This is a genomic window from Deinococcus roseus (genome assembly GCF_014646895.1).
Taxonomy (GTDB): domain Bacteria; phylum Deinococcota; class Deinococci; order Deinococcales; family Deinococcaceae; genus Deinococcus_C; species Deinococcus_C roseus.
Genome location: NZ_BMOD01000002.1, coordinates 342,879 through 365,328, shown reverse-complemented (window position 1 = coordinate 365,328; position 22,450 = coordinate 342,879). Strand labels below are relative to the sequence as shown.

General features: G+C 56.3%; 18 protein-coding genes and 1 other annotated feature. Of the genes, 13 read left to right on the top strand and 5 right to left on the bottom strand.

What is annotated here, in order from left to right; translation table 11 throughout:
- Positions 1-29: 29 nt before the first annotated feature.
- From IEY52_RS04710 to IEY52_RS04690, 5 genes are all read left to right on the top strand, one after another.
- Entirely contained in the window at positions 30-1,223 is a 1,194-nt protein-coding gene (locus IEY52_RS04710) for a CinA family nicotinamide mononucleotide deamidase-related protein (protein ID WP_189000588.1), read from the top strand.
- Entirely contained in the window at positions 1,220-1,741 is a 522-nt protein-coding gene (gene thpR / locus IEY52_RS04705; protein ID WP_189000585.1) for an RNA 2',3'-cyclic phosphodiesterase, read from the top strand. Before IEY52_RS04710 ends, thpR begins: the two co-directional genes overlap by 4 nt.
- A gap of 60 nt (positions 1,742-1,801) precedes the next feature.
- Entirely contained in the window at positions 1,802-2,845 is a 1,044-nt protein-coding gene (recA, locus tag IEY52_RS04700; protein WP_189000581.1) for a recombinase RecA, read from the top strand.
- A gap of 217 nt (positions 2,846-3,062) precedes the next feature.
- Positions 3,063-4,715 (top strand): ribonuclease Y, encoded by a 1,653-nt coding sequence (rny, locus tag IEY52_RS04695; RefSeq protein WP_189000578.1) that lies wholly within the window; start codon positions 3,063-3,065, stop codon positions 4,713-4,715.
- A gap of 634 nt (positions 4,716-5,349) precedes the next feature.
- On the top strand, positions 5,350-7,500 hold the full coding sequence (locus IEY52_RS04690; protein WP_189000575.1) for a glutamine synthetase III family protein: 2,151 nt from the start codon (positions 5,350-5,352) through the stop codon (positions 7,498-7,500).
- A 135-nt stretch (positions 7,501-7,635) separates the two neighbouring features.
- On the opposite strand, the gene tatA is transcribed toward IEY52_RS04690, so the two are convergent.
- The 4 genes from tatA to IEY52_RS04670 all read right to left on the bottom strand — a co-directional run bounded on the left by tatA (position 7,636) and on the right by IEY52_RS04670 (position 11,894).
- A complete protein-coding gene (tatA, locus tag IEY52_RS04685; RefSeq protein ID WP_189000572.1) occupies positions 7,636-7,800 on the bottom strand; it encodes a twin-arginine translocase TatA/TatE family subunit in 165 nt (54 codons plus the stop codon).
- A gap of 245 nt (positions 7,801-8,045) precedes the next feature.
- Positions 8,046-8,921, bottom strand: coding sequence for an ABC transporter permease (locus IEY52_RS04680; protein ID WP_189000569.1), 876 nt, complete (start codon positions 8,919-8,921; stop codon positions 8,046-8,048).
- A complete protein-coding gene (locus IEY52_RS04675; protein ID WP_189000566.1) occupies positions 8,918-9,940 on the bottom strand; it encodes an ABC transporter permease in 1,023 nt (340 codons plus the stop codon). The genes IEY52_RS04680 and IEY52_RS04675 overlap by 4 nt, the downstream gene beginning before the upstream one ends.
- A 244-nt stretch (positions 9,941-10,184) precedes the next feature.
- Positions 10,185-11,894, bottom strand: a complete 1,710-nt coding sequence (locus IEY52_RS04670) for an ABC transporter substrate-binding protein (protein ID WP_189000563.1) — start codon at positions 11,892-11,894, stop codon at positions 10,185-10,187.
- Positions 11,895-12,216: 322 nt separating this feature from the next.
- On the opposite strand from IEY52_RS04670, the gene IEY52_RS04665 reads away from it, so the two are divergent.
- The 4 genes from IEY52_RS04665 to IEY52_RS04650 all read left to right on the top strand — a co-directional run bounded on the left by IEY52_RS04665 (position 12,217) and on the right by IEY52_RS04650 (position 16,188).
- The gene (locus tag IEY52_RS04665) at positions 12,217-13,236 is read left to right on the top strand and encodes a D-alanine--D-alanine ligase family protein (RefSeq protein WP_189000559.1); all 1,020 of its coding nucleotides are present in this window, start codon (positions 12,217-12,219) and stop codon (positions 13,234-13,236) included.
- Positions 13,236-13,538, top strand: a complete 303-nt coding sequence (locus tag IEY52_RS04660) for a hypothetical protein (protein WP_189000556.1) — start codon at positions 13,236-13,238, stop codon at positions 13,536-13,538. Before IEY52_RS04665 ends, IEY52_RS04660 begins: the two co-directional genes overlap by 1 nt.
- Before the next feature lie 170 nt (positions 13,539-13,708).
- Positions 13,709-15,013 carry an NAD(P)/FAD-dependent oxidoreductase gene (locus IEY52_RS04655; protein WP_189000553.1) on the top strand — a complete coding sequence of 435 codons (1,305 nt, stop codon included), beginning with the start codon at positions 13,709-13,711 and terminating at the stop codon, positions 15,011-15,013.
- A gap of 194 nt (positions 15,014-15,207) precedes the next feature.
- Positions 15,208-16,188, top strand: coding sequence for a hypothetical protein (locus IEY52_RS04650; RefSeq protein ID WP_189000550.1), 981 nt, complete (start codon positions 15,208-15,210; stop codon positions 16,186-16,188).
- Positions 16,189-16,272: 84 nt separating this feature from the next.
- Here IEY52_RS04650 and tsaB read toward each other — a convergent pair whose 3' ends face one another.
- Entirely contained in the window at positions 16,273-16,821 is a 549-nt protein-coding gene (gene tsaB, locus IEY52_RS04645; RefSeq protein WP_189000547.1) for a tRNA (adenosine(37)-N6)-threonylcarbamoyltransferase complex dimerization subunit type 1 TsaB, read from the bottom strand.
- Between the two features lie 480 nt (positions 16,822-17,301).
- On the opposite strand from tsaB, the gene IEY52_RS04640 reads away from it, so the two are divergent.
- From IEY52_RS04640 to IEY52_RS04625, 4 genes are all read left to right on the top strand, one after another.
- The gene (locus tag IEY52_RS04640; protein WP_189000545.1) at positions 17,302-18,027 is read left to right on the top strand and encodes an HAD family hydrolase; all 726 of its coding nucleotides are present in this window, start codon (positions 17,302-17,304) and stop codon (positions 18,025-18,027) included.
- Between the two features lie 3 nt (positions 18,028-18,030).
- A complete protein-coding gene (locus tag IEY52_RS04635; protein ID WP_189000543.1) occupies positions 18,031-18,423 on the top strand; it encodes a DUF6636 domain-containing protein in 393 nt (130 codons plus the stop codon).
- A 196-nt stretch (positions 18,424-18,619) separates the two neighbouring features.
- Positions 18,620-18,863 (top strand) — a binding site (T-box leader).
- Between the two features lie 49 nt (positions 18,864-18,912).
- A complete protein-coding gene (locus tag IEY52_RS04630; RefSeq protein ID WP_189000541.1) occupies positions 18,913-21,546 on the top strand; it encodes a valine--tRNA ligase in 2,634 nt (877 codons plus the stop codon).
- Positions 21,547-21,773: 227 nt separating this feature from the next.
- A complete protein-coding gene (locus IEY52_RS04625) occupies positions 21,774-22,352 on the top strand; it encodes a hypothetical protein (protein WP_189000531.1) in 579 nt (192 codons plus the stop codon).
- The last annotated feature ends 98 nt before the right edge of the window (positions 22,353-22,450 follow it).

Below are 22,450 nucleotides of genomic sequence, written 5' to 3'. Positions count from 1 at the left end.
CTCTTTCCTGTATAGTATAAGGAGTCGTTATGTTTATAGCAGAAATCATCAGCGTCGGTACGGAACTTCTTCTCGGTGAAATCACCGACACCAATGCTGTTTTTCTCGCCAATGAACTGAAGGCCAGAGGGGTGGTCCTCCACCACAAAAACACGGTGGGAGACAACCTTCAGAGAATTGCAGACACCATCAAAAAAGCCCTGGAAAGGGCAGATCTGGTGATCCTTGGTGGCGGCCTTGGCCCCACCGACGATGACCTCACCCGTGAAGGCATTGCCCTGGTTCTGGGAGAAACACCCGAAGTGGACCAGCAGTTGCTGGCCCATCTGGAAGGAATGTACAGCGCACGCGGCAGAACCATGCCCCAGAGCAACATCAAGCAGGCCTGGCTCATCCCCAGTGCCACCCCGCTGGACAACCCTCTGGGAACTGCTCCAGGCTGGATGGTCAAAAAAGACGGCAAGGTCATTGTGGCGATGCCTGGTCCACCTCAGGAAATGAAACCGATGTGGAAGGAGCAGGTGCTTCCCCGCCTTGATCTTCCCGAGCGCGCCCTGTATCACGTGACCCTGCACACCTCGGGCATTGGAGAAAGCAACATTTCGGATTTGCTGGGTGACCTCACCTTGCAACATTCCCCCAGTGTGGCCACCTATGCCAGAAAACACGGTGTGGACGTGCGCGTTGCCCACATGGCCGATTCTCTGGAAGAAGCCAGAACGGGTGCTGCTGCCACTGAAGCCACCGTGCGGGAAAAGCTTGGGAAGTACATTTACGGCGAGGACAGCGACACCCTGGAAAGTGTAACCCTCAAGAAGCTGCAGGAACGCAAAGAGACCCTGGCGGTCTTTGAAGCTTTCACCGCAGGTGCGCTTGCTCAAAAGCTGGGCAGGCACCCCCGTTTGAAAGGTGTCCTCAGCACAGCAGACCACGGCATCCAGGTGGATCTGGGCCTCACCCCCAGAACCCTCACGGAAGAAGGCGAGGACAGCGTGAATGCTGCCATCGAACTGGCCAGAGGGATTCAGGACCGTCTTGGGGCCACCTATGGCCTCGCCACCGTTGGAAACCTGGACACCCACACATGCCATGTGGCCCTGGTGACCGACACAGACGTTAAGACCGCCACGCTGGACTGGGTGGGAACACCCGACCAGCTCATCGAAAGGACCAGCAACGCTGCCCTGATGCTGCTGTACAGAACCCTGAAGGGCGAAGCGTGAGGCTCTTTTACGCCATCATGGTTCCCCAGGAGATACAGGAGCAACTGGCCCCCATTCAGAAGCACCTCCGGGGCAACTGGCGGCCTGTGAAGCCCGACCAGATGCACATCACCCTCGCCTTCATGCCCCAGTACCCGGAAGGGAAAAGCAAACCTTTGTTGGAACTGGGAGACCGCATCAGCAAGACCAGAGACGGTTTTGAGATCCGCCTGAAAGGCACCGGGTATTTCCCCAATGAGGGAAGCCCCAGGGTCTGGTTCGTGAAAACCGAGGCCCCGGAGCTACAGGAGATCTCTGAGGCGCTCACCTCCCAGATCGACTACCCTTTTGAGGACAAGGGCTTCAAGGCCCACATCACCCTGGCCCGCAAGAAAGGACCTGCCCCACGGGTTCCTCCGCAGGTGTTTGACCTGACCTGGAAAGCCAGCAGTTTTGCCCTGGTGCAGAGCAACCTCAAACTTTCTGGACCCACCTACAAGATCCTCAAGACCTTCAAATTCAGAGATTTCGGCCAGTAAACCTTCAGAGAAACTTTCCCTCACCCCTGTGGTGACCCCCAGGAGCAGTCAAGGAGACTTATGGAAAACAAAGAACGCCTGAAAGCCCTCGAGCAAACCGTCCACCAGATTGAAAAGCAGTTTGGCAAGGGCTCGATCATGAAACTTGGCAACAACACCAGCATGGATGTTCAGGTGATTCCCAGCGGTTCCCTGAGCCTGGATGTTGCCCTCGGTGTGGGAGGCATTCCCCGTGGCCGCGTGACCGAGATTTACGGTCCAGAGTCCGGCGGTAAAACCACCCTGGCCCTCAGCATTGTGGCCCAGGCCCAGAAACTCGGCGGCGTTGCTGCTTTCATTGATGCAGAACACGCTCTGGATCCCCAGTACGCCCGCCAGCTCGGTGTGAATGTGGACGAACTGCTGGTTTCCCAGCCCGACTCTGGCGAGCAGGCCCTGGAAATCATGGAACTGCTGGTGCGCTCTGGAGCCATCGATATTGTGGTCGTTGACTCTGTGGCCGCGTTGACCCCCAGAGCCGAAATTGAAGGGGAAATGGGCGACGCCCTGCCCGGTCTGCAGGCCCGTCTGATGAGCCAGGCCCTGCGCAAACTGACCGCCATCCTCAACAAAACCAACACCGCTGCCATCTTCATCAACCAGGTCCGCGAAAAGATCGGCGTGATGTACGGCAACCCCGAAACCACCACCGGTGGACGGGCCCTCAAGTTCTACTCCACCGTGCGTCTGGATGTGCGCAAAGTGGGTCAGCCCGTGAAACAGGGCGATGTGGCCATTGCCAACAACGTCAAAATCAAAGTGGTCAAGAACAAGGTGGCTCCTCCCTTCAAGGAAGTGGAACTCACCCTGCAGTTCGGCAAGGGCTTCGATCAACTGGGCGATCTGGTGACCCTGGCCACCGACCTGGAGATCATCAAGAAGGCCGGTTCCTTCTACTCTTATGGAGAAACCCGCATCGGGCAGGGCAAAGAGAAAGCCATCGCCTACATCTCTGAGCACCCCGAAATGGAAGAGGAAATCCGCGCCCGCGTGATGAACGAGGTCCGTGCAGGCAGAAACCCCATCCAGCAGAACCCCGAAATTGCACTGGAAGCAGACGAGTAAAAACCAGACTTCAACCCAGGGACGCAGCCATGCTGCGTCCTTTTTTCAATCCTGTTCTCTGGTGCAGATTTGAGGCATCATCCATCAGGTGCCAGAGCACGTGTCAGACAATGCCAAATCAGCTCATAATCTGCCCTAATTTTTAATGTTAAAGTATTAAACAAGTTTTGTGAAAACGGAACTTTGACAACACGGGTCTTACACCGAAAGGAGAAGCATGGATAACGTCACCTCGATCCTTCTTGGCTTCCTGCTCGGTGCGATAATTTTCGGTTTTGTGGCCTACAACCGGGCCTACCAGATTGGCTTCAGCAAGCGATCTGGTCTGGACGCTGCACTGAAAGAACAGGCAGAGCAAGAAGCGAATGCCCTGCGTGAACGTGCACAAACCGAAGCTGAACGCATCCGTGTGGAAGCTGAACGACTGAAAAGTGAAGCTGAACGGACCCTGAGAGACGCTGAAACCACCGCAAAAGAAAGGGTGGCCGAACGCCGCTCTGAACTGGAACGGGACATACAGCGGGAGCGCGACACCCTCAAGCTGGAACGGGATGAACAGCGCCGTGAGCGCGACGAACTCAAGCGTGAAATCGAACGCCTGAACCGCCGTGCCGAACAGCTGGACACCCGGGGCATGAAACTCGACCATCTGGAAGAGAAACTGGAAGCGGAACACCGGGAGTTGCAGGTCAAGCATCAGGAGGCAGACACCAAGCTGCACGATGTGAACCTCAAACTCTTCGAGATCGCCCAGCTCTCCCCAGAGCAGGCCAGAGACATCATCCTCGGAAAACTCGATGAGGAGCTCGAGGAGGACAAAGCGGTGCGCATCCGCCAGTCCACCGAGAAAGCCAACATCGAAGCCACCCGCAAGGCGCAGCACATCATCGCGCAGGCCATTCAACGCAGTGCCTCCGAGACCAGTGCTGCCATGGCCGTTTCGGTGGTGCCCATTCCCAGTGAAGCCATGAAGGGCCGCATCATCGGGCGTGAAGGCCGCAACATCCGCGCCTTTGAAGCCCTCACCGGTGTGGACCTGATCATCGACGACACCCCGGAAGCGGTGATCCTCAGCAGCTTCAATCCCATCCGCCGTGAAGTGGCCAAGAGTGCCCTGGAGCAACTGGTCGCAGACGGACGCATCCACCCCACCCGCATCGAAGAAGTGGTGCACAAAGCCCAGGAAGACATGAAAACCTTCATCCACAACCAGGGGGAAGAAGGGGCACTGGAAGCTGGCGTGGTCGGGATCAAACCCGGTCTGATGCAGCTGCTGGGCCGCATGTACTTCAGAACCAGTTACGGTCAGAACGTGCTGAAACACAGCATCCAGGTGGCGCACGTCACCGGAATTCTGGCGGCAGAACTGGGCCTCGATCCTGCGCTGGCCCGCCGGGCAGGTTTGCTGCACGATGTGGGCAAATCCATCGACCGCGAGATTGAGGGAACCCACGTGGACATCGGAATCAGTCTGGCCAAACGCTTCGGTGAACCTTTCGAGGTCATCGATGCCATTGCCCACCACCACGACCCCGAGAATGCCGAGTCCCTTTACGGGGTGCTGGTTGCTGCTGCAGATGCCATTTCTGCTGCCCGCCCAGGTGCCCGCCGTGAGAGCCTTGAGGTGTACATCAAGCGCCTGGAACAGCTGGAAAGCATTGCCCTGTCCTTCCCTGGGGTCAGCAATGCCTTTGCCATCCAGGCAGGCCGCGAAGTGCGCGTGATTGTCCAGCCTGAGAAAATCACCGACTCCAAGGCCACCCTGCTGGCCCGCGAGATCGCTGGTCGCATCGAGCAGGACATGGAATACCCCGGTCAGGTGCAGGTCACCGTGGTCCGGGAATCCAGAGCTGTGGAGTTTGCCAAGTAAAGTCCATCAAGGTGTTTTGGAAAGCCTTCCTCGTGCAGGAAGGCTTTTTCTTTTGGAGGAGGATTGCTTGTCTGAGGGAGCTGAGGGTGAGATCCCCCTGTTCCTCACTGCGTTTGGAGCTGTCCCCCTTAACGAAGGGGGATTGTTGTGCATCTGGCATGGCTTTCATTTGGGTCTTTCATCAACCCCCTTTCGTTAAGGGGGGACAGCCTGAAGCTTTAGCGACAGGCAGGAGGGATCTTTCCCCATGTCCACCCAAAAGTGTACGCCAGACACCTTTTGTGCATAAACAGGGTAAAATTATGCGAATTTTTGGACCGATGTGCACACTTTTTGAGAACAAAAAGCATGAAAAACCTGTTTTTTGGAAAGCATCCTGTGCGAAATCTGCTTCATGTTTTGCACGGACTGGAACAACTTGAAGGGTTTTCTCTGGTTTTTCTGTCAAAGTGCGCAAAAATTGGTGTACATCCTGTTACTTCTTGACAGACGGATCTAAGCAAGCCTTGCCAGAGGAGAGGGGTCCCATGATATGCTTCCAACTGTAATGGAAGCTGCATAACCAGTAGGATATGCAACCTTCTGAAACCATCTGACCATGGGCCTTCTTGAAGACCACCTTGACGGAGGAAGTATGAACCACGACTTTGATGTTGTCTCTGCTGCACGGAACTGGCGTATCGACGAACTCACTCAGGCCAACCCCACTGCTGTGGTCAGCGAGTTTGCCAGTGATGTCCTCACCACTGAAGAACTGCGCCAGCGCCTCAGCAAACCTGTCTGGAAGTCCCTGCAGGCCACCATTGAGCGTGGTGTGACCCTGGACCCTGCCATCGCAGACACCGTTGCCCTGGCCATGAAAACCTGGGCCCTGGAAAAAGGTGCGAGCCACTACACCCACTGGTTCCACCCCCTGACCGGCAGCACCGCTGAGAAGCACGACAGTTTCGTGACCCCCACCAGTGATGGCAGCGCCATTGCCCAGTTCACCGGCAAAGAGCTGATCCAGGCCGAGCCTGACGCTTCCAGCTTCCCCTCTGGTGGTCTGCGTGCCACCTTCGAGGCCCGTGGCTACACCGCCTGGGATCCCACCTCTCCTGCCTTCATCCTGCGCCACGGCAACGGTGCCACCCTGTGCATCCCCACCGCTTTCGTGTCCTGGACCGGAGAAGCCCTCGACCTGAAAACCCCCCTGCTGCGCAGCACCGAAGCCCTAAACCAGGCTGTCATGAAAGTGCTGCCCACCCTGGGCCTGAAAGACGTCACCAAAGTCAGCAGCACCCTGGGCGCAGAGCAAGAGTACTTCCTGATCGACGAGGAGTTCTTCTACCGCCGCGCCGACCTGGTGATGAGTGGCCGCACCCTCTTCGGAGCCAAGCCCCCCCGTGGCCAGGAACTCGAAGACCACTACTTCGGCAGCATCCCCAACCGCGTGCTGTCCTACATGAGCGATGCAGAAAACCAGCTGTACGCCCTGGGCATTCCCGTCAAGACCCGTCACAACGAAGTGGCCCCCGGTCAATTCGAAATTGCCCCCATCTTCGAAAACAGCAACATCGCCGCTGACCACCAGCAGCTGATCATGCAGGTGCTGCGCAACACCGCCCGCAAATACGGCCTGGTGTGCCTGCTGCACGAGAAACCCTTCGCTGGCATCAACGGCAGCGGCAAGCACTGCAACTGGTCCATGGGCACCGACACCGGCCTGAACCTGCTGGAACCCGGCGACACCCCCCACGAGAACCTGCAGTTCCTGTTCTTCTGCGCCGCCGTGATCCGCGCTGTGGACACCCACCAGGACCTGCTGCGCGTCAGCGTTTCCAGTGCCAGCAACGACCACCGTCTGGGTGCCAACGAAGCCCCACCTGCCATCATCTCCATCTTCCTGGGCGATGAACTGAGTGACATCCTGGACCGCATCCTCAGCGGCGAAGGTGGAGCAGGCAAGACCGCTGGCTTCCTGGGCCTGGGCACCCCCGTGCTCCCCAACCTGCCCCGTCACGCTGGTGACCGCAACCGCACCTCTCCTTTTGCCTTCACCGGCAACAAGTTCGAGTTCCGTGCAGCCGGTTCCAGCCAGAGCATCTCCATGCCCATCACCGTGCTGAACACCATCGTGGCAGACAGTGTGGTCGAACTGACCGCCCAGCTGGACGCCAAGCTCGCTGGTGGCGCAACCGTGGACGAGGCCCTGCTGGCCGTGGTCAAAGACGTGTACGGTGCCCACAAGCGCATCATCTTCAACGGCAACGGTTACAGCCAGGAATGGCACGAGGAAGCTGCCAAACGTGGCCTGCTCAACCTGCCCACCGCCATTGACGCCATTCCCCACCTGACCGATGCCAAGAACATCGAGCTGTTCAGCAAGTTCAACGTGCTGTCTGACCGCGAAGTGGAAGCCCGCCAGGAAATCATGTATGACATCTACTTCAAGACCGTCAACATCGAAGGCGAAACCACCGAATGGATTGCCCAGACCCAGATTCTGCCTGCTGCCCTCAGCTACCTCTCTGAAGTCTCCAGCGTGCAGAACAGCAAAGCCGCTCAGGGCCTCGCTGCTGAACTGAGCCAGGTCACCGACGAGCTGTACGAAGCCCTGAACAACCTGCGTGCCCAGAACGCCGCAGAAGGTGGCGAAGCCGTGCACGAGAAATCCCACCACATGCGTGACCACGTGCTGGCCGCCATGGGTGAAGTGCGCACTGCTGCCGACAAACTGGAAAAACTGGTGAGCGCCAAGCACTGGCCCCTCCCCAGCTACCGCGAAATGCTGTTCGTGAAGTAAGACCCTCACCGGGACCCTCACCTCACTTCGTTGTCCTCTCCCACTGGGAGAGGATTTTTTGTTGTGCAGTTGCGGTGGCCCAATGAAAAACCTCTCCCTGACAGGGAGAGGACCGGGCGCAGCTTGCGGTGAGGGTCAGACTTCTTTTTTCTTCTCTTCAGAAGGATCTTCGGTCTGGGTTTTCTTGAATTCTTTCATGCCCTGCCCCATGCCCTTCATCAACTCAGGGATTTTCTTCCCTCCGAAGAACAGCAGCACCACGACAATGATCAGGATGATTTCTAAAGGTCCGAAAGACATGCTTTATACTGACACATTTTGTTTTCCCTTGAGCAAGAGGGGGGTGAGCTGTTGCCTCCATGACAGCCAGAAACCTACAGGAACCCTGAAGATTGTGTGATGGACCCTCACTGCGACCCACACCGAGAGCTTCGCCCGGTTTTCTCCCTGTCAAGAAGAGGTTTTTGTTTGGCAATTGCTCTGGCCCAATGAAAATCCTCTCCCAGTGGGAGAGGACAGCAAACACAGTGAGCGAGGAGAGGGGCTTATCTGCTCCGTGGATCAATGGCTTCACGGATGGCTTCACCCAGCAAAGTCCAGCCCAGCACGAACAGCAGAATGAAGGTGGCAGGGTAAATGTAGGTGTACCAGTAGTTGATCTGCCCGAAGAAGCCTTTGGAGATGTTGATCAGGTAACCCCAGTCGGGGAAACCTTCTGGAACGCCCACGCCAATGAAGGACAGGGCAGCGAAGGTCACCACGGTAGAGCCAATGTCCAGGCTGACCAGGGCCAGCAGGGAGTTCAGGCTGTTGGGCAGCACGTGTTTGGTGATGACTTTGGAGTCAAAGTTGCCCAGCGATTTGGCGGCATCCACATATTCCAGGCGTTTGATCTTCAGCACATCTCCACGCACCACGCGTGCATATTGTGCCCAGCCCACCAGCACCAGGGCAAGCATGATGATGGGGAGGCTGCGTCCGAGCACGATCACCAGGATCATCAGGAGCACCAGGTTGGGGAATGCGAAGATGATGTCGGTGAATCGCATGAACACGTTGTCCACCCATCCACCGTAATAACCAGCGGTGATGCCCACCAGAATGCCCACCAGGGCAGTCATCAGGGTCACACCAATGCCCACCAGGAAGGCAGAGCGCACCCCCCAGATCAGGCCCCAGTAGATGTCATAGCCACCAGCCGCCAGCCCGAACACGTGCTCTTTGGAGGGTGGGGTGGGCAGTGCTGAAAATCCTTCGCGCACCATGCTGTTGGGGACCGTGAAGGTGGTTGGGAGGTTGCGGATGTCCTCGGTGAGGGGGGCAAGCACAGGAGCGAACAGGGCCATCACCAGGAAGGCCAGAATGATCAGCATGCCAATCAACCCGAGGGGGTTTTTTCTGAATTTCTTCCAGATGTTCATTCGTATCGGATCCTTGGGTCAATGATGCCATAGAAGATGTCCACCAGCAGGTTGATCAGGGTCACGGTGGTGGCGGCAAACAGGGCGAAACCGATCACTGAGGGGATGTCGATGGTCTGGGCGGCCTGGGAGGCCCACAGGCCCACACCCGGATAAATGAAGATGGTTTCGGTGATGATGGAACCACTTAAAAGACCAATCAGGATGCTGCCCAGCACGGTGATGACGGGAATCAGGGCATTGCGCAGGGCGTGTTTGACCACAATGGCAGTGGTGGGCAAGCCTTTGGCTTTGGCGGTGCGCACGTAATCCTGCCTGAGCACATCGATCACGTTGCTGCGCACCACCTGAATCAGCTGGGGCGAGATCACAAAGGTGAGGGTGAGCACGGGCATGAACAGGTGTTTGATCAGGTCGAGGACGATGTCCCATTTGCCTGCAAACAGGGAAGGGAAGAACAGGAAACCATCGGTGGTGGGAAGCCCTGCGGTGAGGCTCAGGATGGTGTTGATGCGGCCTGGTTCAAACCATTGCAGGATGCCGTAAAACACAGTGATCACAAAGATCCCGACCACAAAGGTGGGGAAGCCGTAAGCGATGATGGAGAGCACCCGAATGGTGTGGTCAAACCAGCTGTTGCGGGTCACTGCGGTGAGGATGCCCACACTGATGCCAAACAGGGCAATCACCACGATGGCCACCAGGGCCAGTTCCATGGTGGCTGGAATTTTGATGGCCAGTGCCTCAACCACCGGAAGGTGAGCGGTGCGCGAGTAGCCCAGGTTGCCATGGAAAACCTGCTCCAGCCAGATGCGGTACTGGGTGAAGAAGTCTGCGTCCAGGTGGTAACGCTCGATGATTCCTGCAATGAAGGCAGGCTGGGCCTGTTTTTCGCTCTGGGCGAAAGATGCGGCGCGGATGTCGGCAGACAGAAACTGCGTCAGTCCGAAAATCAGCACGGATATTCCGAACAGGATGAGCGGCAGTTGCAGCACACGCCGAAGGATGAATGTGAACACGGATCACCTCTGAAACTGAATCTGTTGCCCCTGGGGAATGCCGGGAGGGTGGCGTCAAGGCAATCACCCAGACAATTGGGCCACTTCGTGCTTTGTTTTACCACACCACATGGTCAAAAGACAGACAGAAAGTACGGCTTCAAGCACAGTCAAAAGCACTTTTCCCCAATTTTCAACAAAAGAGCCAAACAGCTTTCAACAAAACAGCAGCGACCCTGAGGTCGCCACTGTAGAATGTTTCAGCTTACTTGCTGATGGTGTAGTAGTAGTCGTCGGCAAAGACGGGGTTGATCAGGCGGCCTTTGACCCAGTCACGCTGCACGAAGGGGAACAGCTCCTGGTACAGGGGAATGAAGGGGGTGTCGTTGTAGGCGATCTGCTGGATCTGGCGGTACAGGGCCACACGCTTCTTGCTGTCGGTGCTGGTCACGGCTTCGGAGATCAGACCGTCCAGTTTGGTGTTCTTGTAGCCAATCTGGGTGGGGTAGTTGCCGCTGGACTGCAGGAAGGGGAAGGCGAAGTTGTGGGGATCGGCGTAGTCTGCACCCCAGGCTCCAGCCCACACGGTCATCTGGCTGTTCTGGCCCTGTGCAATGACCTGGCTGAAAGGCAGTTCGCGCACTTCCACTTTGAATTTGGGGTTGAGGCTTTCCAGGTTCTTCTTGAGGATTTCCAGGGCACCTTTGCGCTTGGTGTTGCCGCTGTTGAAGAACACGGGCAGGGTGAAGCCGTTCTTCCAGACCTGGCCTTTCCAGGCGGCCTTGAGGTACTTGGTGGCGAGGTTCTTGTCGTACTTGTACTTGGGCAGGTTGGTGCTGTAGCCCAGCAGGCCCTTGACGATCACGGAGCTGGGGTGGGTTGCAGCGCCCAGCAGCACGTCTTTGATCAGGGCGTCGTAGTCCATGGCAGCAGCGAAGCCTTTGCGCACATTCACGTCACTGAAGAAGTTGGAGGGAATGCCGTTGCCGTCCAGTTTGCCACTGCCCAGGTAGTTGGTGCCCTGGCCGTTGATCTTCTGGTTCATGAAGAATGCGGTGAGGGACAGGGTGGTGTCCTCAATGATCTTCACACCAGCGGAGCCCTTGACGCGGGGGATGGAGGGACGGTTGACGAAGGCGAGGTCTGCATCACCGGCTTCCAGCATCTTGATGCGGGTGTTCTCGTCAGACACGTTCTGCACGATCACGCGGGTCAGTTTGGCAGGAGCGCGCCAGTAGGCATCGTTGCGCTTGAGGATCACGTTCTGGCCCACGTCATAGCGCTCCAGCACGAAAGCACCGGTGCCCACGGGAGGCTTCTTGGCGTACATGGTGGTGCCCGCTTCGGGGTTGTTGAATTTTTCCCAGTCCTTGGCGGTGCCGCTCCAGTCGCCTGCTTTTACAGCTTCATCTTTGTTGTAGATGTTGGCGTAGGGGGAGGCCAGGATGGAGATGAATGCAGAGAAGGGTGCAGCCAGGTTGAACACCACGGTGTCGTCGCCTTTGGCCTGGATGGCTTTGGCGATGTCGTCGAAACCAATTTTGCCGCCTTTGCGGATCAGGTCGGTGGAGCCCAGCAGGGGCTCGATCAGCAGCTGTGCAGGGCCGCCATCCACGGAGAGCACCAGGGAACGCTGGATGCTGTACACCACATCGTCAGCGGTCAGGGGCTGGCCGTTGGTGAACTTCACGCCTTTGCGCAGTTTGATGGTGTAGGTTTTGCCGCCGTTGGTGACTTCGGGCATGGCAGCCGCAAGCTGGGGAACAAACTTGCTGGCGTTTTCGCCTTCGGGGAAGTACAGGGTTTCCAGCACGTTCTGCAGGATTTCACCGCAGCCCTGCTCGTAGCAGTCGGCAGGATCGAAGGTGCGCCAGTCACCGATTTCCACATCGGTGAGGATTCCAGGGTTTTTGACTTGAGCGCCTGCAACAGAAGCAAGCATTACGGCACTGAGCAAGAATGCACGTTTGAGCATGTACGTACCAACCTTTCCTTTGAGAGCTAGGCAAATTTGGACAAAGTTTAACATCTATATTTGTCTAGTGCAATGGATGTTGGATCCAGCCTGTCAAAAATGGACCAAGACTAAAGATTTCAGGTTTTGTGTCTTATGGACGGTATCTTCCCCGTTCTGCACTGCGACAAGTCAAACGTGTGATCCCGCAAGATTCCTGCAAAATGTTTCTGAGAACTGTGACATCTGGCACAAGAGGTCAGGGAAATCCTCAGGTGCGCTTTCAGGTGAGGCAGGACAACTGACCATGGTGAACCGTGGCTCACCCCCTATACTGATGGGCATGAAGATTCGGATTTTGCTGCTTGCCGGAGGCCAATCTGGCGAGCATGAAGTGAGTTTAAACAGCGCAAAAAGCATTCTGTCCAACCTTCCAGAAGACCGTTTTGAAGTGACCCCCGTGGTGATCACCAAGCAGGGCAAATGGCTGTCCCTGCCTGAAAGCCAGCAGGCCCTCACTGCAGGGCAGGCAGAGAGCGGAGGAGAGATGCTGCTGGCCGCCGCCAGTGTAGCCGGAGAACACAATGTGGTGTTTCCTGTGCTGCACGGACCCATGGGAGAAGATGGCACAGTGCAGGGCTTCCTGACCCTGGCCGGGATTCCTTTTGTGGGCAGTGGGGTGCTGGGAAGCGCTGTGTGCATGGACAAGATCATGACCAAGCAGGCCCTTGCTTCTGCAGGCATTCCACAGGTGCCCTGGGCTGCAGTGTCCCGCAGTGAATGGAAAAAAAATCCCGAACCGGTGTTGCAAACTGCGGCAGCTCTGGGCTACCCGGTGTTCGTGAAGCCCGCCAACATGGGGTCCAGTGTGGGCATCAGCAAGGCCAGGCATGCCGATGAGCTCCACCAGGCCCTCACCCTGGCCTTCCATTACGACCGCCGGGTGATCCTGGAAGCCATGACCCCCGAAAAACCCCGCGAAGTGGAAGTGGGCATTCTGGGCAACGATGACCCTCGGGCCAGTGTGGTGGGTGAACTCTCCTTCGACAGCGACTTCTACGATTACGAAACCAAATACACCGATGGTCTGGCCCAGATGCACATCCCGGCCCGCATCCCTGAAGAGGTGCAGCGCGAGATTCAGGAACATGCCCTGAAAGCCTTCAAAGCCCTGGACTGTGCAGGACTGGCACGGGTGGATTTCTTTTACCTGCCAGAAAGCGGGAAACTGTACCTGAATGAACTCAACACCATGCCCGGTTTCACCCGCACCAGCATGTACCCCAAACTCTGGGAAGCCAGTGGTCTGGGTTACAGCGAACTGGTCACCCGACTGGTTGAACTGGCCCTGGAAGAACGTTGATGCATCCTGTCTTGCGATTCGTGCTGGGTTTTGCTTTGTGTGCAGGGGTGGGCCTGGGTCTGATGTGGCTTCTGGGGGCCATCAACACGGAGCAGTGCAAGTACCGCACCATCGGCTTTCTGGTGGTGCCCCTGATTCTGGGACCCCTCAGCATTGGTCTGGCCGCCAACCGCCGCATGATCGAGAACGGCTGGGGGCCCTTCAATGTGGGCATGATTGCCGCCTCGGTGTTTCCGGTGCTCTGGAAAGCGGTGCTGGGGATTGCTGCACTGAATGGTTTATGTGGAAAAGGAACAATGTGAATTCACCAGTATAAACGGTTACAGATTCAAAACAAACCCGTTTGATCACCTTGCTGCACCGTTGCAGGCCCTAAGCTGAAATCATGATCCCCTCAGGGAAAACCCTGAGGGGTTTTCGTGCTTAGCCATCCCACCTGAACCCATCACCATCCGAATCACAGAGGGCAGCCATGCAAAGAACAAAAAACACAACGCGTCACAATTCTGCTCCTGTGCGGGTGGTGCTGCTGGGCAGTGGCTACACCAGCATTCACGCTTACCGGTCTCTGGTGCGCAGGCTCCGACCACGCATTGGCAAGGACCTGCACATCACCCTGATCACCCGGGACACCCACCATGCTTTTCATGGCTGGACTGGAGACGCTCTGGCCGGGTACATCCCTGTGGAACACACCCTCACCCCACTGGAATGCATTTTCCCTCTGGCCCAGCGCATGCAGGGAATGGTGGAAGGGGTGGACCTGCAACACCAGCAGGTGCAGGTGAAGACCGAAAGTGGAATCCAGCAGGTGCCCTACGACCATCTGGTGATTGGGCTGGGTTCTTCTGATCCTTTTGATCGCATCCAGGGCCTTGCAGAGCACGGTTTTTGCCTGAAAAGCATCCATGAGCTGCACCGTTTGCGCACCCACCTGATCGCCAGATTGCAGGCTGCCCAGAACACCCAGGACACATCAGAAAGGGAACGGTTGCTGCACTTCACCCTGATTGGCGGAGGGTATGCTGGGGTGGAAATCGCTGCTGCCCTGCGGGGATTTTTTGAACAGCAGGTCACCCATCATCCCATCTTGCAAACCTGTGTTCCCAGAATTGAATTGATTCACGCCCATGAAGAGCTTTTGCCAGAATTGCTGGCCAGATACCCCAGGTTGCAACGCTATGCCCTGCAGCAGTTGCAGGACCTGCACATTCAGGTGATTCCTGGAACCCGCATTCAGAAAGTGAAAGCAGGGTGCTGTGTCACTTCCACCGGAGCAACCCTGCCTGCAGGCATGGTGATTGCCACGGCGGGCATCAGTCTGGGTGTGCTCAAAGGCACTGAAATGCTGCCCAGAGATGAGCGCAAACGCCTGCGTGCCAACGACCACATGCAGGTGCAGGGCCACGGCAACCTGTGGACAGCCGGAGACATTGCCAACATTCGCAGGCCCTTTCAGCAGGGTCCCTGCCCCACAAATGCCCTTTGGGCCATCATGGGTGGGATGCATGCTGGAGACAATCTGGCCCGTGCCATACAGCGCAAACCCCTGCGGCCCTTCTGGTTTCCAGGGCTGGGTCAGTCTGCCAGCTTTGGTCCTGGACGGGCCATCGCAGAACTCTGCACCTTGCAATTCACGGGTCAGGTGGCTTTTTTGATGCGGCTGGGTTTTTTTCTGATGTTCATGCCGCATTTGCCTTACGCCTGTCTGGTCTTAAAGGATTGGTTAAGGTTGCGCCAGCGCCTGAAACCCAGCACCACCCTGAAAACCGCCTGATGAAAATGAGAAAAAGCATTATAATACGAAAGATCACTGGTCTCAAACGACTGCTGTCACAACATCTCCTGTGCATCCGGTTTACCCTGGAACCATAAGCCACAAGGGCGTCATTTTGCTTCCATTCCACAGCCTGATTCCGATTCCTGTCACATCAGACAGGAGCTGTCCTGTCGCAGGAGGAACATCATTCCATGAACACTTTTGCCTTTCTTGCCTACCCCAGAGAAATTTCTCAGGATCTGGCCAAACTGACCCATCTGCCTGCTCTGAAACTCATCCCAGATGCAGCTTACGAATACGCCATGCGCAAATTTCCCATTCGCCCTGTGTTGACAGGCCACCTGCAGACTTCACAGCATCCTGTGCGTGGACATGTGATCAGTGTTCCCCTCACGGCCAACCACCTGAAAAGCCTGCCTGCAGAAGAGGTCCATGCCAAAATCAGCGAGGCCATCAGCCATGCCCGTGACCTGGGAGCCAGCATGATTGGTCTGGGCGCACTCACTGCAGAAGTGAGTGGTGCAGGGAAGGCTTTCCAGTCTCGCAAAGACATCAGCATCACCAGTGGCGCTGCTTACCGGGCTGCCAGCATCGTGCTGGAAATCGAACGGCTGCTCAAGCACCTCCCCAGAAAACCCACCATCACCCTGGTCGGGTCGGACGTTGTGCTGGCTTCTGCGTTGCTGCCCGTGATTCAGAAAATCCATGGCATCCATCAGGTGACAGTGGATCCCGAGCCCACCCCCATGAAATTGCGCGAAGCAGATTTGCTGGTGCTGCTGGGCGACACCAGCAACCTGCAGATCCGCAGTGAACACCTCAAGTACAACGCCATGGTGCTCAATGCCTCCAGAGGGCGGGCCATGGACCCCAGAATCAGCCGGGACCGTTCAGATGTGATTGTCACCGATCCCAGCATTTTCAATCCAGCCATTCGCATTCAAAGCATCCCTGGCTACTCCAAAACCCTTTGCCCCAGCCTGACCGAAACCATCTTGCTCAGCCTGGAAGGGCACAGGGGCCATTTTGCCCTCGGTGGGCCAGACAGCGCGCAAATTGAACAGCTGCTCTTGCTGCTGAAAAAACACCAGAATTTGCACTTCGATTTTGTGCCCAGACAGGTGCGACCCGCACGCACCACCCAGCTGCAGGGATCTGCAGGCTGGATCTGATGTGAATCTGCAGGGTTGATTTCAACAGCATGAAGGCAAACAAGGAGGGCATGTCCTCCTTTCACTTTCTGCAGCAATCAGAAATCACAAATAATGCAGTTTCCAGTCCTGGATGCCATGCTGATCTGCCAGTTTCCCCAGCATTTCTCCAGAGACCCTGGCATCAGAGAGGATCTGTCCACCAGCGGCCTCCACCTGGGCTGCAAAATCAGCCAGAGGGTATTTTCCCTCAGGGATCAGGGTTTGCAGGATTTCACCTGCTTTGATTTCATAGAGGGCAGCGTACACATTGCCTCTGCGGGCATCCAGCGTGACCCCAATTTTTCCCTCATGAGACGCGGCCATGGCCATCAGGGTGCTGAGGCCCAGCACTTCTGCTCCCCAGGCCCTGGCCAGCCCCAGAGCATAACTGGCAGCCACCCGGACCCCGGTGTAGGAACCCGGACCCACTCCAACCACCAGACGGTCTGCTTTGAAAGGCAAACCTGCAGTGGAAAAAAGGTTTTGTACCTCGGGCGCAATGCGCTGGGCATGCAGCCTTTCCAGCCTTTCGCAATAAGAAAATGTGCCTTCTGGAGTCAGAAGGGCCAGGCTCAGGTCAGGGGTTGCGGTGTCAAGGGCTAAAGTCAGCACGCTAACACTTTACAGGGTTCAGGGTTGGGAAAGGCGCACACCAGCAGATGACTGGCTCTGTGTGGATCTGCAGTGGACCTTGTTGTTCAATGAAACGCGACAGTGAGGTCAAGATGCCACAAAAAACCCCCCGACTTTCCAGGTCAGAAGGTCGGGCACTGGACTGGATTTTTTTCAGTCCAGATCGCGTTTGAGCATGGCGCGTTCTTTGATCATGTTCATGAGAGAAGTGAACCCCACCACCAGCAGGGGTCCGGCCAGCGCAGCCCCAAGGATAATGTAAATTGCATCCATGTTTACAGAATAGCGTGAGAAACTTAAATCAAACTGTAGTGCTCTTGGGCAAATCATTACAAAAATGATCTGGAAAACATGACGTGAAGGGCAATAAAAATGAAGATTTGATGTGCTTTTGATGGAGATGCTGTGAAGTCTATGCTGATTTTGCTGTTGCAAATGGGCATGTGTTTTAGTGGAGCCATGCTGAAGACCCTCTTTTTTGACATTGATGACACGCTCTTTGACCATTACAACAGCATGCAGGCCGCATTTGAACGCATTTACCACCAGACCCCGGAGTTCCAGACCCGCCCCCTCCCAGAAATGCACGCTCTGCACAAAAAAGTGCTGGAAGAGGTGCATGACCTTTATGTCATTCCCAGGCTCATGACTTTGCACGAAGCCCGCAAAAAACGTTTTGAAATTTTGCTGGAACAGTGTGGCACCACCAACGGCACCCTGGCAGAACGTCTGAAAGACGATTACCGCACCACTTTTCTGGAATCCCGCATCCTGCTGGAAGGCACCGAAAAATTGCTTGCTGACCTGAAGGGCAAAGTGAAAATCGGAGTGATTTCCAACAACAGCATAGAAGAGCAAACCGAAAAGCTCCAGACGCTGGGCATTTACGACTTCATTGATGTGTGGGTGATGTCCGGTGAATTCGGATTTGGCAAGCCCGATCCCAGAATTTACCAGATTGCCCTGGAACGTGCAGGTTGTGCTGCACACGAAGCCATGATGATCGGGGACGACCATGCAAAAGATGTGGAGGCCGCCCAGAAAGCAGGCATCCGTGCCATCTGGCTCAACCGTTTTGGACACCCTGCACCATCCCCAGATGTGACACAGATCACCAGCCTTGCAGACCTGTATGCTCTGGAAGAATTGCAGGGACTCCTGTCTGCAACTGAACCCAAGAGGTGAAACATGAAAATTTTGCTGTCGCTGATGCTGGCTTTGCTGGGCTGCTCTTTTGCCCAGAACCTGCAAGGGTTCCAGACCCCTTCTGGCAACATCCACTGCATGCTCTTTGACAGTGAACTGCGTTGTGATCTGGGCACCATCACAGCCAGGGTGCCTCCCAGACCAAAAGACTGCGAATTGGACTGGGGAAATGCTTTTGGGATGTCCTTAAAAGGCAAAGCCCAGCGCATCTGCCATGGGGACACCGTGATGAATCCCAATTATCCCGTTTTGCAATATGGAAAAACCTGGAAGAAAGCAGGTTTTGTTTGCACCTCGCTGAGTTCTGGCCTCAGCTGCACCAACAAAGACAAACATGGATGGGTGCTTTCAAAGGGCAGGCAGGTGATTTTTTAGCGGTCAGCGGTGAGCATGAAAACGTCTGTCCTGCGGGAAAATCTGCAAATCATGCAGGGACGCCTGTCCAGCAGCCCCTCCAGCCCTACCCTGGCCCAGAGAAGCCCAGGAAAATCATTTGCTGATGGCTGACGGCTGAAAGCTGACCGTCTAAGCCACCCACCCGATGTACAGCACGAGGCTTTTTGCTATACTCTAAAACGCCTTGATGGGGAAGAGTACCCGAGAGGTGGCGCTCAACAGAGAGACCCCGGAAGCTGAAAAGGGGTTGGGAAGCCACTCGGGGAAGGTCGCCCCGGAGCCTGCAGCAGAACGTGCCTGATCAAAGGGCACCAGTAGACCTGCACGGGTCAGCCCGAAACAGCTGTTCAAGTGCCCCGTTTTGTCGGGGAATTGCGGTGGTACCGCGGGAATGTGTGAATCCACGTCTCGTCCGCTTGTCGGATGGGGCGTTTTTGTTTTGTGCCCGGAGCTGTTTCAGGAGGTCTTATGAAAGAACTGTCCAAGTCTTACGATCCCAGAGCCATTGAGCCTCGCTGGGTCAGCAAATGGGGCGATGAGCCTTTCCGCGCAGATGCCACCAGCGGCAAACCCCCCTTCACCATCGTGATTCCTCCACCCAATGTCACCGGGAATTTGCACCTGGGGCATGCGCTGGACAACACCCTGATCGACACCCTGATCCGTTACAAGCGCATGGCGGGTTTTGAAGCCCTGTTCCTGCCCGGAACCGACCACGCCGGAATTTCCACCCAGTGGGTGGTCACCAAGCAACTGGCAGTGGAGGGCGTCAACCGTTTTGACCTGGGCCGCGAAAAATTCCTGGAGAAAGTCTGGGAGTGGAAAGCCCAGTCTGGCGGCCAGATCGTCAACCAGTTGAAAACGCTGGGGGTGTCCTGTGACTGGACCCGCGAGCGTTTCACCATGGATGAAGGGCTGTCCAGGGCCGTGCGCCAGCAGTTCATTCAATTGTTCCATGAAGGGCTGGCTTACCGCGGAGAGCGCATCGTCAACTGGGATCCCGTTGGACAGACCACCCTCTCTGACCTTGAGGTGAAACGCGAGGTCAAGAAAGGGAAGATGTACACGCTGTCCTACAAACTGGAAGACAGCACCCTGGCAGCAAGCAACGGTGAAGCCGGAGAAATCCGCATTGCCACCGTGCGTCCCGAAACCATCTTTGCGGATCAGGCCATCGCCGTGCACCCCGAAGATGAACGTTTTCAGCACCTGGTGGGCAAAAAAGCCCGAATCCCCCTCACCGACCGTTACATCCCCATCATTGCCGATGAAGCCGTGGAGCGGGAATTCGGGGTGGGTGCCCTGAAAATCACCCCGGCCCATGACCCCACCGACTTTGAGATCGGGGAGCGCCACAACCTGGAGCGTCCCAGTGTGATTGACTGGAACGGCAACCTGACCAGCGATCTGGTCCCGGAAACCTACCGGGGCACAGAGCGTTTTGCTGCCCGCAAAGCCGTGGTGAAAGACCTCACCGAAAATGGCGACCTGATCGAGGAGAAAGACCACGAGACTGCACTGGGCATTGCAGAACGCACTGGCGTTGCTGTGGAGCCCATGATCAGCAAGCAGTGGTTCGTGCGCATGGAAAGCATGGCCCAGTCCGTGCTGCAGGGCCTGGACAAGGGGGAAATCACCCTTTACCCCGAGCGCTACACCAAAGTGAACAAAGACTGGCTGGAAAACATCCGCGACTGGTGCATTTCCCGTCAGCTGTGGTGGGGCCATCAGATTCCCGTCTGGTATGACGCAGACGGCAACCTTTACGTGCCTTCCCTGGAACACCCTGATCTGGATTGCGATCAGGACCCCCAGTATGCCCACCTCAATTTGAGGCGCGACCCGGACGTGTTTGACACCTGGTTCAGCAGCAACCTGTGGCCTTTCTCCACGCTGGGTTGGCCAGACACCGCAGACGAGGACTTCCAGAAGTTTTACCCCACCCAGGTGCTGGTGACGGGCTATGACATCCTGTTCTTCTGGGTGGCCCGCATGCAGATGGCCGGGTACAAATTCACCGGAAAAGCCCCCTTCAGCAAGGTGCTCCTGCACGGTCTGTACCTGGATTCCAAGGGCCAGAAGATGTCCAAATCCAAAGGCAACGGCATTGACCCTCTGGAGCTCTTTGCAAAATACGGGGTGGATGCCTGCCGATTCGCCTTCTCCTACCTTGCCACGGGTGGGCAGGACATCAAGCACGATGACCGCCGTTTCGAGCAGGGCAAGGTCTTCGCCAACAAGCTCTGGAACGCCTCCCGCTTTGTGATGATGAACCTGGACAACCCGGAGATCGAGCAAACCGACACCGGCCTCACCCTGGCAGACCGCTGGATCCTCTCCAGATACAACGAAACCGTCAAAGAAGTGACCCTGGCCCTGGACGAGATGGACATTGCTGCTGCAGTGCGCCTCGCCTACAGCTTCACCTGGGATGAATTCTGTGACTGGTACATCGAGGCCTCCAAGCCATCCCTCAGAAGCGGCAACAAACAAACCCAGGAGACCATCAAGTTTGTGCTGGAAGGCATCCTGAAATTGCTGCACCCCTTTATGCCTTTCATCACCTCAGAGATTTACGAGGCACTGGACCACAAACGCCAGATTGCTGTGCACTCCTGGCCCAAATTTGACCCTGCCCGTTTTGATGCAGAAGCCACACAGGCTTTTGATTACCTGCGCAGCGCCGTTTCCAGTGCCCGCAGCCTGAAAAACGAACTGGGTCTGGCCCCCCAGGACAAAGTGCAGGTCAGCATCAGCGGTGAAGGCCTGGACACCATCAAAGCCAACGCCTACGTGGTGGAAGGCATTGCTCGCGTTGAACTGGTGGACAGCATCGCTGGCAAAGTCCTCAGCCAGGTGGTCCCAGGCGTGATCGTGAGCGCCCCGGTGGAAGGCACCGTGGAAATTGGCGAATGGATCGTTCGCCAGAAGAAGCGCCTGCAGGAAACTGAAAAACAGATCAAGCAGGCCCAGGGCAAGCTGAACAACGCTGGCTTTGTGGCCAACGCTCCCCAGGAGGTGATTGAAGAGGAACGCCGCCGGGTTGCGGAATTCTCTGCCCAGAAAGACCGCCTGACGGATGTGATTGCCCAGTTTGAGTGATACCTCTGTTGGATCCCCCTGCCTGTCCCTGCGTTTCAGGCTGTCCCCCTTAACGAAGGGGGATTTTTTTTGTCTGGGATGATATCCAATGGAGTCGTACGCCAACCCCCCAACGCTGACGGGGGGACCGCAGAGCGAAGCGATGCGCGGGGGGATCTTGTGCCTTCCCAAACAGTTTTCCCTTGCAATCTGCAGCACACTGGGCTGAAACCCGATGGGAGGTTTTCATGTCCCGAGACCACGATGATGCACATGCTGATGGGCATTTTTTTGAAGATCCACTCTTGACCACCTTTGAATTGAAACAGCGCGGCTGGACGGCGTCCATGATTCAAAAGCTCCTGCCAGAACATGACGACAGCCGGGAAAACCGCTGGAACCGCAAGTATGGCCGGGTCAAGCTGTACCGGGAATCCCGGGTGCAGGATGCCGAGACCACAGGGGCTTATGCCGAACTGCTGGAAAAAGCCATTGAAGCCAGTGAACGCGCCGAAAAAGCCCGCCAGACCCGCACCAGAAACCGGGAGCGCAAACTCAGGAACTTCATTGAGGATTTTCAGCCTGTGCTGGTTCCGTTGACGCCACAGGAGCAGGAAAAACTCAGTTCTTCTTTGGCCCGCAGGTTCAAACAGCTCTGGGAGCGCCACGAAGCGGTGTTGACGGCCCATCTGGGGGGCATTCAGACCCTCGGAAAAACCACCCGAAAAGAACGCAAAAAGCTGCAGGCGGCTTTGCAGGAAAAGTATCTGGAGGCACTGCAAAAGGCCTATCCAGAGCTGGAGTTTGCAGAGTCTGCAGAAGATTGAAATTCAAAATGAAAGCAGAACTTTTTTGCTTTCTGCCTTCTGCCTTCTGCTCCTCCAGAGCTTGCTTTTCACACAGATCAGGTACTGTAAATAAAGAT